13 protein-coding genes are annotated in these 15,043 nt (G+C 34.5%); 9 read left to right on the forward strand and 4 right to left on the reverse strand.

The features are described 5' to 3' along the window. Positions 1-60: 60 nt before the first annotated feature. Positions 61-2,745 carry a reprolysin-like metallopeptidase gene (locus G7034_RS01480; protein WP_166399189.1) on the reverse strand — a complete coding sequence of 895 codons (2,685 nt, stop codon included), beginning with the start codon at positions 2,743-2,745 and terminating at the stop codon, positions 61-63. Positions 2,746-2,829: 84 nt separating this feature from the next. Here G7034_RS01480 and G7034_RS01485 point away from each other — a divergent pair, with 84 nt between their 5' ends. The 8 genes from G7034_RS01485 to G7034_RS01520 all read left to right on the forward strand — a co-directional run bounded on the left by G7034_RS01485 (position 2,830) and on the right by G7034_RS01520 (position 8,138). Next, on the forward strand, positions 2,830-3,672 hold the full coding sequence (locus tag G7034_RS01485; RefSeq protein WP_166399190.1) for a DUF2911 domain-containing protein: 843 nt from the start codon (positions 2,830-2,832) through the stop codon (positions 3,670-3,672). A gap of 77 nt (positions 3,673-3,749) precedes the next feature. After that, positions 3,750-4,262 carry an NADPH-dependent FMN reductase gene (locus G7034_RS01490; RefSeq protein WP_166399191.1) on the forward strand — a complete coding sequence of 171 codons (513 nt, stop codon included), beginning with the start codon at positions 3,750-3,752 and terminating at the stop codon, positions 4,260-4,262. A 251-nt stretch (positions 4,263-4,513) separates the two neighbouring features. Then, the gene (gene rpsF / locus G7034_RS01495; RefSeq protein WP_166399192.1) at positions 4,514-4,855 is read left to right on the forward strand and encodes a 30S ribosomal protein S6; all 342 of its coding nucleotides are present in this window, start codon (positions 4,514-4,516) and stop codon (positions 4,853-4,855) included. Positions 4,856-4,857: 2 nt separating this feature from the next. Further along, positions 4,858-5,154, forward strand: a complete 297-nt coding sequence (gene rpsR / locus G7034_RS01500; RefSeq protein ID WP_166399193.1) for a 30S ribosomal protein S18 — start codon at positions 4,858-4,860, stop codon at positions 5,152-5,154. Between the two features lie 13 nt (positions 5,155-5,167). Continuing rightward, positions 5,168-5,620 (forward strand): 50S ribosomal protein L9, encoded by a 453-nt coding sequence (gene rplI, locus G7034_RS01505; RefSeq protein ID WP_166399194.1) that lies wholly within the window; start codon positions 5,168-5,170, stop codon positions 5,618-5,620. Positions 5,621-5,680: 60 nt separating this feature from the next. Next, positions 5,681-6,160, forward strand: a complete 480-nt coding sequence (locus G7034_RS01510) for a DUF6495 family protein (protein ID WP_166399195.1) — start codon at positions 5,681-5,683, stop codon at positions 6,158-6,160. A gap of 26 nt (positions 6,161-6,186) precedes the next feature. Continuing rightward, entirely contained in the window at positions 6,187-7,560 is a 1,374-nt protein-coding gene (gene hisS, locus G7034_RS01515; RefSeq protein WP_166399196.1) for a histidine--tRNA ligase, read from the forward strand. A gap of 119 nt (positions 7,561-7,679) precedes the next feature. Further along, entirely contained in the window at positions 7,680-8,138 is a 459-nt protein-coding gene (locus G7034_RS01520) for a YehS family protein (protein ID WP_166399197.1), read from the forward strand. Positions 8,139-8,171: 33 nt separating this feature from the next. Here the strand turns inward: G7034_RS01520 and G7034_RS01525 are convergent, their stop codons facing one another. Together G7034_RS01525 and ytxJ are read right to left on the reverse strand one after the other, a co-directional pair. Continuing rightward, entirely contained in the window at positions 8,172-9,710 is a 1,539-nt protein-coding gene (locus tag G7034_RS01525; protein ID WP_166399198.1) for a YifB family Mg chelatase-like AAA ATPase, read from the reverse strand. A 182-nt stretch (positions 9,711-9,892) separates the two neighbouring features. After that, positions 9,893-10,300: a bacillithiol system redox-active protein YtxJ gene (ytxJ, locus tag G7034_RS01530; RefSeq protein ID WP_166399199.1), complete on the reverse strand. Its 408-nt coding sequence runs from the start codon at positions 10,298-10,300 to the stop codon at positions 9,893-9,895. 211 nt (positions 10,301-10,511) lie between these two features. Between ytxJ and clpB the strand changes: the two genes are divergently transcribed. Next, positions 10,512-13,118, forward strand: coding sequence for an ATP-dependent chaperone ClpB (gene clpB / locus G7034_RS01535; RefSeq protein WP_166399200.1), 2,607 nt, complete (start codon positions 10,512-10,514; stop codon positions 13,116-13,118). Between the two features lie 85 nt (positions 13,119-13,203). Here the strand turns inward: clpB and G7034_RS01540 are convergent, their stop codons facing one another. Continuing rightward, entirely contained in the window at positions 13,204-15,036 is a 1,833-nt protein-coding gene (locus G7034_RS01540; RefSeq protein WP_166399201.1) for a DUF4139 domain-containing protein, read from the reverse strand. Positions 15,037-15,043: the final 7 nt, after the last annotated feature.

The raw sequence follows: 15,043 nt of genomic DNA on the forward strand, positions 1-15,043 counted from the left end.
AAAAATAAAGAGCCTCTGATAATTATCAGAGGCCCTTTATTAAGTGAATATTCAAAAAAACTATCTTACAATAAGTTTTTCTACTGTTCTTGAGCCGTTATTTTCAATTTCAACTAGATAGATTCCAGAAGAAGCATTTTCCAATTGAACTTCAGTTGAGCTTGTTTGATTTCCTAAATCTATAGTCTGAATTAGTCTTCCATTAATATCGTAAATTCTACCTTTTGCATTTTGATCTAAACCAGAAGAAAAGCGAAGATTAAAGGTTCCGTTACTTGGATTAGGATATACTGAAAATTCTGAAGTTACTTCTTCATTAATAGAAAGATTTTCTCCACACATTTCTAAGTACCATGAATTTAATGTTCCAGTATCTTGATTCCAAAAATCTTGAATTTCTAGTGTCCAAGTTCCTAAAGACCCACCTCCTTCATAGGCAGAAAGCTGTCCGTTACTTGGAGAAAAAATTCCAGAAAGTGGATTTGGACAACTTCCAGGAATAGCACTACCATCATCTGAAAATAATACATTAATCCCATTTTCATCGTTACATTCTCGGTCAAAAAGTACAACTTCCTGTCCGTTAGGACCAATCAAAGTAATCACTAAATCGTTAATCCAGGCATGACTTATATCAACCCCTACGCGTAATCGTTCAAGATCGTCATTCACATCAACCTCTATGGTAGAAGACAATACTGCTCCGGGCTGTTCGGCACCTTCACTATCAGGAATGTTAACAGTTGTGGTATTTTCAAACTCAGAACACTCAAATTCAAAAGGTTCAGAAACACTAAACACGGGAGAGACAGCATAAAAAATTTGATCTGCAGCTTGTATTAAAATTAGAGCTGAATCAGTTTCTAATTCTTCGGGTACATTAAAAAGATAGCTTCCATTGTTAGGTACGTTATCTGCAATTTGTTCAAAATTTTGACCAGCATCTGTAGAAAAGAAGATATCTACTTGAGAAGCATTGATTCCATTAGCAGTAGTTCCTGCCACATTCCATGTAATTTCTTCTTGCTCACCTTTACCAAAAACTTCATATAATCCAGGGCTTGTTACCTCAAAAGGACCAACATTTGCAACATTTACCGTTACAACATCAGAAGCACTTTGGCCACCAACTATGTTGTTATCTCTTACCAAAATACTAAAATCCATAGTTCTTGATACATTAGGAATTACTTCCCAAGTAGAGGATAAACTTCCTGAAAGCACAGTTTCAAACCTAGGAAAAAATCTAATTGATTCTACCGAACTAGGGAAGGATTTAAAGTTTGGTCCTTGCGAAGAACTACTTTGCGGTGGCTGCGCTGAAACTTCAGGATCTAATTGTTCCCAATTATAGGTTAAATCATCTCCCTCATTGTCAGTAGCTTCTGCATCTAAGAAAAAAGCTGTTCCGTAGGGTATGGTATGATTGGTCTGAACGGTTAAAGTAGGAGGATTGTTAGCAATGCTAATTTCCTCAGCACAATTCCCACTAGCCCCTGTTATTGTATTTTCTACCTGAAAGACACTCACAAAATGGAAGTGATCATCACTATTGTTTTGAACGTTTGGAGGACAAATTCCAGCGTAACCCATAATAGTATTTCCACTTCCTGTCTCCATTGCTGTTGATGAAGTTCTTTGGCAGTTGTTGTTTTGTGTGTGAGTTGCTCCAAATTGGTGTCCAATTTCGTGGCATACATAATCTACGTCATAAGCATCTCCTACAGGAGAAGGAAGCCCAGTTACACCTTGAGCTTTACCACTAAAGCTACATACACTTCCTAATGCAGCTATTCCACCACCACCTGTACTAAAAACGTGACCAATATCATAATTTGCAGAACCAATTTCATTATCAATTTCGGTTTGATTTTGCCCAAGCATTGCACCACCGTTATTATTAGAATAGGGGTCGCTAACTATACTCAACTGGATTAAATCTTCATTATCGTCAATAAACTCTAAGGTAACTGAAAAATCTCGTTCATATATTTGATTTACGCGATCTATACTAACAGCCATAGCAGCTTGCACCGTTTCTAGTTTTTCACTATCAGGAGCTGAACTTGCTACTCCAGCTTCATTTAAGTGAAAATTAGCATACTGAGATGTACAAGCTAATGCCAACCTATATTTTCTTAAGTAGCTATCATTTATTAAATTTGACGAAAGGCTTTCTGATGCTAACTGGTCAAAATCAATTTCAATATCTTCATTACCTGAAAGTTCGCAAATACCTCTAGTTTCTTCATCATTAGTAGCATAAGACTTATTAAAAACCATATAATATTCGCCATTACTTGTCATAGGATTAATATATGTTGAGCCTGATTGCCCTGTAATATAGCCATAAAATCCGTGTGGTGTAATTGTTATTCTAATGCTAGTTGCTTTCTGGTCTAAATTTTTTCCTACATAGGTTTTGATGTTAGGAAATTTAGCTTTTAATTCATCAGAAAATGAACTAGCTTCATACATTAAGTACTTACTCATGTTTCCATTTGCATCAGGGAAACTAGCAACAACAGAAGATTCCTCATTACTAAACCGGTTGGGAGCCGCAGCTAAAAAATCACTTAATTCACCTACATTTAAGAAGTAGGTATCGTACTTTTTAACTTTTGAACTGTAATTGATTAAATCGTCGTGTAAATCATAAGGACTTGCCTCTTGAAAATAGTTCCTAGACTGCCCAAAACAAATTACACTAATTAATAAGGTTAAAAGGGATATTTTTAATTTCATGAAAAAACTTATTTAAATTTTCCTCAAAATAACCAATAATAATTGAATATTCATAATATTTGCTTCTAAAATAATTCAAAACCTATGAAAAAAGTATTTTTTATTGCCATGTATTTAGTTGTTTTTGGAGCTTTTGCTCAATTGCAAACTCCAGAACCCTCTACCTCAACAAAAATTGTTCAAACTATTGGTTTAACAGAGTTTCAGCTAGAGTATGCACGCCCTTCTGCAAAAGATAGAGCTGTGTTTGGTAATCTAGTACCCTACGGAAAAAAATGGCGCACAGGAGCCAACTTAAACACCCTCATTGAATTTGATGACGCTATTATTTTTGGTGGTCAAGAGGTGAAAGCAGGAAAGTATGCAATTTTTTCTAAACCTAAACCTGACCAGTGGAAAGTTTACTTATACAGCGATACCGATAATTGGGGCTTACCTGAAAAATGGGAAGAAGATAAAGTTGTTGCTGTTGCACAAGTGAATCGAAAAGAAATTAATAATTTTATAGAAACATTTAGTATTAATTTCAACTCGATTACAACCAATACCGCTCATTTACAGCTAGAATGGGAAAACACACGCGTTGATATTCCAATTGAAGTACCAACCGATTTAAAAGTAGAAGCTTCGATAAAGGAGGTAATGGCGAATGAGCCTGAAGCTAGGGATTATTACCAAGCAGCTGCTTACTATTTTGAAACTAAAAAAGACCTTGATCAAGCCAAAGATTGGATTGATACCGCTATGAAGCAAATGCACGAAAAGCCTTTCTGGATGTTGCGTTTACAATCTTTAATACACGCCGAAGCTGGAAATAAAAAATCAGCAATTAAATTGGCTAAGGAGTCTATGAAAGCTGCTGAAAAAGCGGGTAACGATGATTATGTTAAAATGAATAAAGACTCATTAAAAGAGTGGGGAGCATAAGCCTTTATTTATCTTCCCTCCATAAAAGTTTCAAGCTTATCCTTAGATAAGCTTGAAACTTTTTTTAAATTTAACTGATGAAAATTCTTGCTATTTCAGGTTCTGCTAGTCGTTTGAGCGGTAATTATTATTTGCTTCAGGCCATTGCTGATTTATGGAAAGACCAAACTGAAGTTGAAGTTATTGAAGGATTGGAAGAACTAAGTCTTTTTTCGCCAAAAAAACTAGAAACTGGTTCTCCAAATGAAATCAAGTTGGTAAAGGATAAAATTTCAACAGCCGATTTAGTCTTATTTGCTACGCCAGAATACAGTAATAATATCCCTGCTTGTTTAAAAAGTCTTTTGGAGTGGTGTACAGCCTCAGGAGAATTTCATCAAAAAAAAGTTATACCAATAACCTTCACACCACATGAGCCACGAGGAAAATATGCTATGCAGTCCCTTTTAATGAGTTTACAAGCGCTAAATGCGAGGGTTTTGGTTCAAATGACTTTGTATAAAACAGAGGTTGAAATTGAATCTCATAAAATTTATTTACCTGAAGAACTAAAAGCCCTGTTTTTAGAGGCTTTACAAATGTGTAAATAGATGCGTAAGTTTAAATAGGAAAAGCCTTAAGTCACCAAAACAAAGAAGTGCTTGTTTTCAACCTATTTGAAACCATAAAAAGTGATTGAAGTTATTCTAAAAACGACCTATAATTATAATAAGTTGAAACCTAAAACCCGCTTGAACAGGCAAATTTGATAGACTTTGTAGTAGCCTTTTTATTTTTCTGAAATAAATTTCTCATTTTCAAGAAAAAGCTTACTTTTGCACCTCATTAAAAATGTAGAAATATGAATCATTATGAAACTGTTTTCATTTTGAATCCCGTTTTATCTGAAGATCAGATAAAGGAAACAGTAAAGAAGTATGAAGATTACCTTGTTTCAAAAGGAGCCAAAATGGTTAACAAAGAGGATTGGGGCTTGAAAAAATTAGCTTACCCAATACAGAACAAAAAAAGTGGTTTTTACCATTTATTAGAATTTCAAGTAGATGGCGTAGCCATTGACGAATTTGAGGTTTTGTTTAGACGTGACGAACGTGTAATGCGTTACTTAACGGTAAAACTAGATCGTGATGCTGTAGATTGGGCAAGAGAAAGAGAAAGTAGAATTAAATCAAGCAAGAAGTAATTATGGCAACAATTGAAGAACAATCAAAAGGAAAAAATGACGGCCAGATTAGATATTTAACGCCTTTAGACATTGAAACAAAATCTAAAAAGCGTTATTGCCGTTTTAAAAGAGCTGGAATTAAGTATGTAGATTACAAAAATCCAGATTTTTTAATGGATTTTGTAAATGAGCAAGGAAAAATTTTACCTAGAAGACTTACAGGAACTTCTTTAAAATACCAAAGAAAAGTTTCTCAAGCGGTTAAAAGAGCTCGTCATTTAGCATTAATGCCATACGTTGGTGATTTATTAAAATAAAAGGCAAATAATTATGGAAGTTATATTAAAAAAAGACGTTGAAAAATTAGGATTTGCCGATGATATTGTTGAGGTTAAAAATGGTTATGGACGTAACTACTTAATCCCACAAAAACTTGCTGTTTTAGCTACTCCTTCTGCTAAGAAAGTGTTGGCTGAAAACCTAAGACAACGTGCTCACAAAGAAGAAAAGATTATTGATGATGCAAAGCAACAAGCTGAGACATTAAATAAGATTGAAGATTTGAAAATTGCTGCTAAAGCAGGTAAAGATGATAAATTATTTGGTAGTATTACTACACAAGATTTAAGTGATGCTCTTGCAAAAGAAGGTGTTGAAGTGGATAAAAAATTCATTTCTATCTTTGGAGGCAACATTAAGCGTCTTGGACAATACGAAGCTAAAATCCGTTTTCACAGAGAAGTTATTTCAGATTTAACTTTTGATGTGGTAGGTGAAGCATAATTCAATAACACATTGTTAAAAGCCTACTCCATGAGTGGGCTTTTTTTATATATTTAACCTATGAAATACGAACGTTTAACGCGCGAACAGTTAGAGGAATTGCACGAAGAATTTGCTCGTTTTTTAGCCTCGCAGCAAATTACAAAAGAAGAATGGGATAAAATTAAAACTGACCAACCTAAAGTGGCTGAAGAAGAATTAGACTTATTTAGCGATTTAGTTTGGGAAGGTGTACTGAATAAAGTAGAATACATAGAACATTTTTCTCCTCAGCATATTTTTCTCTTCCATTTTCAAGAAGAAGTAATTGACCTAATTGGAATTAAATTGGATAATCAAGCGGTTGATTTACAAACTACGGAAGGATACAATTGGCTGCGCAATAACTTAATGAATGAAGATGTTAATTTATACACTTCTCAAAAACCCATTACAGAAGACCGAAATAAAGATATCTTTGCACTTGTAAAACAAGGTGCAAGAATAACTAAAGGCGATTTATACCAGTATTTTCAGAAAATCATTCAACCTACAAAATAACATTTGAACTGCTAAATTTTGAATCAATGGCCACAAAACCAAGCTTACCTAAAGGAACTCGCGACTTTTCTCCCCTAGAAGTTGAACGCAGAGAGTACATTAAGTCAGTAGTTACCAAAAACTTTAAAAAATATGGGTTTCAAGCCATTGAAACTCCCTCTTTTGAAAATAATTCTACCTTATTGGGGAAGTATGGTGAAGAAGGCGATCGACTTATCTTCAAGCTGTTGAATTCCGGAAATTTCCTAAAAAAGACTAATCCTGAAGATTATAAAAACCAAGATATTCAAAAGCTTGGGCTTCAAATTACTGAAAAATCTTTGCGTTATGATTTAACCGTTCCTTTTGCAAGGTATGTGGTTATGCATCAAAACGAACTTGACTTTCCCTTTAAACGTTACCAAATTCAGCCAGTTTGGCGCGCAGATCGCCCACAAAAAGGCCGCTATCGTGAGTTTTATCAATGTGATGCTGACGCGGTTGGAAGCAAAAGCCTTTTTCAGGAAATCGATTTTATTCATCTTTACGACGATGTGTTCACCAATTTAAAAATCAAAGGCGTTAAGATTCAGGTGAATAACCGGAAGATTTTGTCGGGAATTGCAGAAATCATTGGTGCTACTCATCAACTAATTGACTTCACCGTGGCCTTAGATAAATTAGACAAAATAGGTAGAAAAGGAGTAGAGGAGGAGATGTTAGCCAAAGGAATTACTCAAGAGGCTATTAATCAGCTTTCGCCCATTTTTGAAGCTAGCGGTAACTTTGAAGAACAATTAGGTGTTTTAAGTGATTTACTTTCAGCTTCTGAAATAGGTAAACAAGGTATTGAAGAACTTCAATTCATAGCTCAAGCCATTGAAAAAATGCCTTTGAAATCGGCCAGCCTTGTTTTGAATATTACACTTGCCCGCGGATTAGATTATTACACCGGCTGTATTTTTGAAGTAGCCCCCCCTGAAGAGGTAAAACTTGGAAGCATTGGTGGAGGCGGAAGATATGACGATTTGACCAGCATTTTTGGACTAAAAGATGTTTCAGGAGTTGGAATTTCTTTCGGTTTAGATCGTATTTATTTGGTTTTAGAACAACTAAATTTGTTTCCTGAAAGCTTAGCTACAGGTAGTAAAGCTTTATTTATTAATTTCGGCGAAAAAGAAGCAATGTATTGTTTGCAGGCAGTTCATCATTTAAGAGCGAAGGGTGTAGCCGTAGAATTGTATCCTGATGCTGCTAAAATGAAAAAGCAAATGAATTACGCCAACAAGCGAAATTTTCCTTTTGTAGTTTTAGCTGGCGAATCTGAGTTACAGGCCAACAAATTTACCTTGAAAAACATGCGAAGTGGAGAACAAAATCTTTTCACTTTTGAAGAACTCTTTGCCTATTTAAACATGTAGCTGTTCAATTAAATTGAAGAAGTAAATTGCTATGTTTTTGTGTCAATTCTCTAAAAAGAAATAAGCTTTAAACTTAGATTTTCGTTATTTTTATTTCTTATTTTTACGAAAAAAATAAAATGACTAATAACGATGTTTTTAAACGTATTCGATTTATAGAAGATTTTACAAATTTACAATTGATTGATGTGTTTAATGAGGTTGATTTTAAAGTTGAACAGGAAGTTATAAAAGCTTGGCAAAAGAAAGAAGACCAACCTGAGTTTAAAATGATCACTGATGTTGAATTAGCTCTTTTTTTAAATGGACTCATCAACATAAAACGCGGCAAAAAACCGGGAGCTAAACCGCCCTTGGAAACTGAATTAGAAAACAACGATGTTTTAAAAAAACTGAAAATAGCTTATCAATTAACCAGTGATGATATTTTAAAATTATTCAAGTCTAAAGGAAAGAAAGTTAGCAAAAATGAGCTAAGTGCTTTTTTAAGAAATCCAGATCAAGCTCAATACCGTGTTTTACAGGATCAATACTTGCGTAATTTTATGTCTGCCTTGCAAGTACATTTAAAAAAATAAAATCCGTTGTTTGTTTTTATTTACATCTTAAATTTATCCTAACCACCCGTCTCGATCCAAACTTCTGTATTGAATAGCTTCGCTGATATGGGTAGTTTGAATTTGTTCACTAGCTTCTAAATCAGCTATTGTTCTCGCTACTTTTAATATTCGGTCATAGGCTCTGGCTGATAAATTAAGTCTTTCCATAGCTGTTTTAAGCATGGTTTTAGAAGCTTCATCTAGCGCACAAAAGGTTCTTATTTGTTTAACTCCCATCTGAGCATTGTAATGAATTTTTTCAGTAGAATTAAAGCGTTGAGTTTGTATTTCTCTAGCTTTGGTTACTCGTTTTCTAATTTCAACAGAAGATTCACCTTTTCGCTCGTCACTTAATTTATCAAATGGAACTGGGGTTACTTCTATGTGAATATCAATTCGGTCTAAGAGTGGGCCGGAAATTTTACTTAAATAACGTTGCATTTCAGCAGGCGAAGAAGAAACTGGTGCTTCTGGATCGTTGAAATAACCTCCTGGACTTGGATTCATGCTAGCAACTAGCATAAAGCTTGACGGATAAGTGACTGTAAATTTTGCCCTCGAAATGGTTACCTCTCGGTCTTCTAAAGGTTGGCGCATAACTTCTAAAACAGTGCGTTTAAATTCAGGTAATTCGTCTAAAAACAAAACTCCATTATGTGAAAGAGAGATTTCGCCTGGTTGGGGATAAGTCCCGCCACCAACTAGAGCAACATCAGAAATGGTATGATGCGGACTTCTAAATGGGCGTTCAGACATTAACCCCACATTTTCCTTCACTTTACCTACTACTGAATGAATTTTGGTGGTTTCTAAAGCTTCGTCTAAAGACATTGGGGGTAAAATACTTGGTAAACGTTTGGCTAACATTGTTTTACCCGAACCTGGGGGACCTATCATAATGATATTGTGACCACCAGCGGCGGCAATTTCCATACAGCGCTTTATAGACTCTTGACCTTTCACGTCAGCAAAGTCAAATTCTGGATGAGCCAAATTTTCATAAAATAATTCCTTGAGGTTAACCGTGGTCTTTTCTAACTCAGTTCCTTTATTAAAAAAATCGACAACCTCAGATATATTTTCAATTCCATGTACATCAAGTCCGTCAACAATGGCCGCTTCTTTTGCGTTTTGAATTGGAAGGATAAAACCTTTGTAGCCTTCTTCTTTGGCTTTTATGGCAATGGGTAAAGCACCTTTTATGGGTTGAAGCCCACCATCTAAAGAAAGTTCGCCCATAATAATGTATTGGTCAAGCTTTTCGGTTTCTAACTGAGAAGAAGCCCCCATAATTCCTAAAGCTATACTTAAATCGTAAGCAGAGCCTTCCTTTCGCAAATCGGCTGGTGCCATATTTATGGTAATACGCTTGCCAGGAAATTCAAAATTATTGTTTTTTAAAGCCGCTTGAATTCGGTAACTACTTTCTCTAATAGCATTATCAGGCAATCCAACCAAATGGTAACCAATACCTCTAACTGTATTTACTTCAATGGTAATGGTTTGTGCTTCGACACCAAAGACTGCACTTCCGTATAATTTAACTAACATAGATGAAGATGTTTAAATTGATGGAGTAAATTTAAATAAAAAATTTGACTTTCAAAATAACTTGCTTCAACTCCTTTACTTTATAGACATAGGAACTGCTTAACAGGGTTTTAAATTTGAGTTTTAATGCTGTTGGAAAGTAAAATTAAATAAACTTTGTAGCTTTTGATGTGAGACTAAAATTAGTCTAAAAACTGCTCTAACACACTAGGATTGATGGCTGAATGTGAGCTGTGATGGACTAAGTTTTGATTTTTTAAAATAATTAGTTGAGGCGATTGATGAAGTACTTGAAATTCATGAGCAATTTCTGTTGAAATATCTCGGTAGCTCAACAAGTCTAGGTAAAAAAACTTAACGTCCTCACGTTCTAAATATTTATTGTTTTGAAATCTATTCCAAACCATACTGCTAATTCCGCATCGGGTTGAGTGTTTAAAAATAACCACTAAATTTTGCTTAGATAGTTCTTTTAAATAATCAATCTGTTCATGTTTTGTAATCGTTAACCAAGGAGATGCTTTTTGCTCTTCATTAGTAGGTGTTTTTGGTTTATTTTTCCTTGAAAATAAACGATTTAAGAAACTCATTTTTTATTTTCAAAGGTAATCTTTTTTGCAATAAGTGATATAAATCTAATTGTAAAAAACCGAATCATCAAGTTACTTTCTTCATTTTTTCTTACTTTTTAGCGTCAAAAAGTCATTAATTTTTGAATAATTTAAGACAAAATGGCGTATTTTAATTCGGGCATATTTATTGAAAACTGGTTAATGGGTTAAATTATAAAATAGAATAAAAATGAATTTTAATAACTTCACAATTAAATCGCAAGAAGCTGTTCAACAAGCACAGCAAATTGCACAAGAACTCGGTCATCAGCAGATTGAGAACGAGCACCTAATGAAAGCTATTAGTATTGTTGACAAAAATGTACTTCCTTTTTTATTGAAAAAATTAGGAGTAAACACTTCCTTGTTTCAGCAAATTTTAGATAAAAGTTTAGAAAGTCTTCCAAAAGTAAGCGGAGGTGATTTAATGCTTTCAAGAGAAGCAGGCAAGTCATTAAACGAGGCTTCTATACAAGCTAAGAAGGGAGGTGATGAGTATGTTTCAATTGAGCATATAATCCTAGGAATTTTTAAATCAAATTCAAAAGCGGCCCAGATTTTAAAAGATCAAGGGGTTTCTGAAAAAAACTTGAATGAAGCCATTGCATCACTTCGTCAAGGCGAAAAAGTCACTTCGCAAAGTGCAGAAGATACTTATAATTCGCTTGATAAATATGCAAAAAATTTAAATCAATTAGCCGAAGAAGGGAAATTAGACCCGGTAATTGGAAGAGACGAGGAAATTAGGCGTATTCTCCAGATTTTATCTAGAAGAACCAAAAATAATCCAATGTTAGTTGGAGAACCTGGAACTGGTAAAACGGCTATTGCTGAAGGTTTAGCTCACCGAATTATTGCTGGTGATGTACCTGAAAACCTAAAGTCTAAGAAGATTTACTCCTTAGATATGGGGGCTTTAATTGCGGGTGCTAAGTACAAAGGTGAATTTGAAGAACGCTTAAAGTCAGTTATTAAAGAAGTAACAGGAAGTTCTGGCGATATCGTGTTATTTATTGATGAAATTCACACGCTAGTTGGTGCAGGTGGGGGACAAGGTGCAATGGATGCAGCTAATATTCTCAAACCCGCTTTAGCTCGGGGAGAATTACGCGCAATTGGTGCAACAACACTTGACGAGTTCCAGAAGTATTTTGAAAAAGATAAAGCTCTAGAACGACGATTTCAAAAAGTGGTGGTGGATGAACCCGATACTGAATCGGCTATATCAATACTTCGTGGTATAAAGGAAAAATACGAAACTCACCATAAGGTGCGAATTAAAGATAATGCTATTATTGGAGCTGTAGAGCTTTCACAGCGTTACATTACTAATCGATTTTTACCTGATAAAGCCATCGACTTAATGGACGAGGCGGCTTCAAAATTGCGTATGGAAATTAATTCAAAACCAGAAGAATTAGATGTTTTGGACAGAAAAATCATGCAATTAGAGATAGAAATTGAAGCCATTAAGCGCGAAAATGATGAGAATAAGCTGAAAAATCTACGGGCTGAACTTTCTGAACTAAAGGAAGAAAGAAATAGCATTAATGCACAATGGATGAATGAAAAGGATTTGGTGGAAAGTATTCAGCAAACCAAAAAAGACATTGAAGACTTTAAGCTTGAGGCAGACCGAGCAGAACGCGACGGAGATTATGGAAAAGTAGCTGAAATTCGCTACGGGAAAGTTAAAGAAGCACAAGAAAAACTTGAAAAATTACAGACTCAAGTTGAAGAGCAAAAGTCAGGTCAAACCTTAATTAAAGAAGAGGTGAATTACGATGATATTGCTGAAGTGGTTGCTAAATGGACAGGAATTCCGGTAACCAAAATGCTTCAGTCTGAACGTGAGAAATTACTTAAACTTGAAGATGAACTGCATAAGCGAGTAGTGGGACAAGAAGAAGCTATTGAAGCCGTGAGTGATGCTGTACGTAGAAGTCGCTCGGGTTTACAAGACGAGAAAAAACCTATTGGTTCCTTCTTGTTTTTAGGAACCACAGGAGTTGGTAAAACCGAATTAGCAAAATCCTTAGCGGAATATTTGTTTGATGATGAAAACGCAATGACTAGGATTGATATGAGTGAATACCAAGAACGTCATTCGGTTTCTAGATTGGTGGGGGCGCCTCCAGGTTATGTTGGTTATGATGAAGGCGGTCAATTAACTGAAGCAGTTAGACGAAGACCTTATTCTGTAGTGCTTTTAGACGAAATTGAAAAAGCACATCCCGACACTTTCAATATTTTGTTGCAAGTGCTTGATGAAGGACGTTTAACCGACAATAAAGGTCGAGTTGCTGATTTCAAGAATAGCATTATAATCATGACTTCCAACATGGGAAGCCACATTATTCAAGAAAAATTTGAAGCCATTGAATCGGCAGATGAGGCTATGGACAAAGCTAAAAAAGAAGTTCTAAACTTGTTGAGAAAGAGTGTACGACCTGAATTCTTAAACCGAATTGATGACATTATCATGTTTACTCCTTTAAGTAAAACGGATATTAAAAAAATTGTTGATTTACAATTAAAAGGACTTCAGAAAATTTTGTTAAAGCAGGGAATAACCTTAGATGCTACTGAAGAAGCAAAGCAACATTTAGCTCATATTGGTTTTGATCCACAATACGGCGCAAGACCAGTAAAAAGAGTAATTCAACGGGAAGTTTTAAATAAGCTTTCGAAAGAGATTTTAGCGGAAAAGGTAAAAACTGATAGTATTGTATTACTCGATCAGTTTGACGGTAAATTGGTGTTTAGAAACCAAACTGAGATTGCTGCTAGCGAATAATTTTAACGAGTTAGTTTAAACTAAAAATCGGCTTTGGATTTGTACATCTAAAGCCGATTATATTTTTTAATTTTGAAACGAAAATCTATCGTTCTAAATTCACTCTTTCTCCTTTTGGAAAAGTGACTTTATACGAAAATTTATGTGTCTTTTTTGCTTTTGCCTCCAATACTACATTCCACGTTAAAATCCCCGTATCTTTTTCTAATTTAGCACCATCATAAGTTTCATCACTAACCTTGATGTCGCTATTTTGTGAAATAGGTAATCGGTCTTCTAATTTAACTTCAATGTTTGTGTTTTTATTATTTCGAAGGCTAATTTCAAATTCCTTTTCTACAATTTGATTACTTCTAAAAAAGGATTTACTTTTCATCTTGTTGACTTGTTTACGTTCAGCCACAATGTTTTGATCGCTGCCTAGTGAAATCAAAAATTCATCAGCACTTGCATTCGCATCGATAAAAATAACGCTAACATAAGTATCTTCAAAATAAATACTGGCTTCACCTGGTAGCAAATCTAAAGTTTGCCAATCTTTAAGTGTACAAGTCAAATAAACTGTAGGATCTAAAACGGGTGCAACATAATATTCAAATTCAGCATCCAAATTTTGCTGATCTAATTTCACTTTTAAGGGTTCTTCATTAGATTGAATACTGTACTTTTTTGGTAATTGAAAACTCATTACGCTTAGTTGCTCAATTTTTTGAATTTTGCTAACTGCAGTATTCAATTGTTTTTTCATTATACCTCCATAAGCGCTAACAACTACATCGTTCAATTGCTCACTAGAAGCTTGCATACGCAGATTAATTTGTTGCGCATAAACGGGTAAGCGTTCATTTTGATAGCCTAGGTATCTAAACTCTAATTCTTTAGCGTTTTTTGGAATACCAATGTTATATTTTCCATCGAAATCTGTTTGGGTTCTTGTATTTGTTCCAATAAGTTGAATATCAACTCCTGGTAGTGGAGTCCCATAAGAATCTGTTACTAATCCTCTAACCTCATTAACATTTGGGTTATACTTATAATTACTTGCTCTGTTTAGGCTCAAACTTCTTTGCACAGGTCTATTAAAGTTCAAAAAATAGGGAAGTAGTGTTGGCTTTTGTCCACGTTGAATTGGATCTGCAGTAGATAAGGTAAGGTCAACATCTTTCCAGTCGTCTCCTGTATTTTGATAAATATTGGCTTGGTATAAAAAATTAACAGGTGATTTTGTGTTTTTAGCTCTTAACTCATAGCTTGGATTCCAACCAGCATCATTCACCAAATAAGTGATTTCTAAAGAAGAGCTCTGTGAAATTTCACTGTTAAGTACTAATTTAATTTGACCTCTAGATTTTCTGTTTCTACCTTCCAGCTTATTGATTTCACGTTGAATACTTCCAATTTCTATCTGGAACTCATCACGTTCTTTTTTAAGTAGATACAATTGATTATTAATTTCTTCTGAACGTTGTCTGTAATAAGCCGCATAGTTTTTCAGTTGAGTTAAATTTGAATTAGCCTCATTTGAATTCAATTTTTTGTTTTGAATCATGACCGATTTTTCAGCTTCTAAACCAGAAATACGACTTTCTTTCAACGAAATTTGATCTTTTAGCAGTTCAATTTGGCTTTTCAAATCTTTTAATTCAGCAGAAACCTTTTGTTGCTGTAAAAAAGTAACATCAAATTGAATGGAGTTGATACTTGCTTTATTTAGACCTCTTACTTGAATACTGTTGGCGTTAATATTCGGAGATAAATTAGAGAATATAAGTTCGTTATTTCCCTCTTTTAATTGAATTTTAGCTTGGGCTGAAATTTGTGCACCAGCAAGAAATACGGTTACTTTCTTTGTAATTAATTCGTAATCATTGGCTATGGCAAAACAAGGAACTAAAAATAACAGCAATATTTTTTTCATTCGTTTT

The sequence above is a fragment of the Psychroflexus maritimus genome (assembly GCF_011089875.1).
GTDB lineage: Bacteria > Bacteroidota > Bacteroidia > Flavobacteriales > Flavobacteriaceae > Psychroflexus > Psychroflexus maritimus.

Bases quoted from the DNA above. Each gene is read 5' to 3' on its own strand.
- ytxJ (WP_166399199.1), bottom strand. From the start codon at position 10,300: ATGAGTTTCTTAAATCGTTTATTTTCAAGGAAAAATAAACCAAAAACA.
- G7034_RS01480 (WP_166399189.1), bottom strand. From the start codon at position 2,745: ATGAAATTAAAAATATCCCTTTTAACCTTATTAATTAGTGTAATTTGT.
- hisS (WP_166399196.1), top strand. From the start codon at position 6,187: ATGGCCACAAAACCAAGCTTACCTAAAGGAACTCGCGACTTTTCTCCC.
- G7034_RS01525 (WP_166399198.1), bottom strand. From the start codon at position 9,710: ATGTTAGTTAAATTATACGGAAGTGCAGTCTTTGGTGTCGAAGCACAA.
- rpsF (WP_166399192.1), top strand. From the start codon at position 4,514: ATGAATCATTATGAAACTGTTTTCATTTTGAATCCCGTTTTATCTGAA.
- clpB (WP_166399200.1), top strand. From the start codon at position 10,512: ATGAATTTTAATAACTTCACAATTAAATCGCAAGAAGCTGTTCAACAA.
- G7034_RS01520 (WP_166399197.1), top strand. From the start codon at position 7,680: ATGACTAATAACGATGTTTTTAAACGTATTCGATTTATAGAAGATTTT.
- rplI (WP_166399194.1), top strand. From the start codon at position 5,168: ATGGAAGTTATATTAAAAAAAGACGTTGAAAAATTAGGATTTGCCGAT.
- rpsR (WP_166399193.1), top strand. From the start codon at position 4,858: ATGGCAACAATTGAAGAACAATCAAAAGGAAAAAATGACGGCCAGATT.
- G7034_RS01510 (WP_166399195.1), top strand. From the start codon at position 5,681: ATGAAATACGAACGTTTAACGCGCGAACAGTTAGAGGAATTGCACGAA.
- G7034_RS01540 (WP_166399201.1), bottom strand. From the start codon at position 15,036: ATGAAAAAAATATTGCTGTTATTTTTAGTTCCTTGTTTTGCCATAGCC.
- G7034_RS01485 (WP_166399190.1), top strand. From the start codon at position 2,830: ATGAAAAAAGTATTTTTTATTGCCATGTATTTAGTTGTTTTTGGAGCT.
- G7034_RS01490 (WP_166399191.1), top strand. From the start codon at position 3,750: ATGAAAATTCTTGCTATTTCAGGTTCTGCTAGTCGTTTGAGCGGTAAT.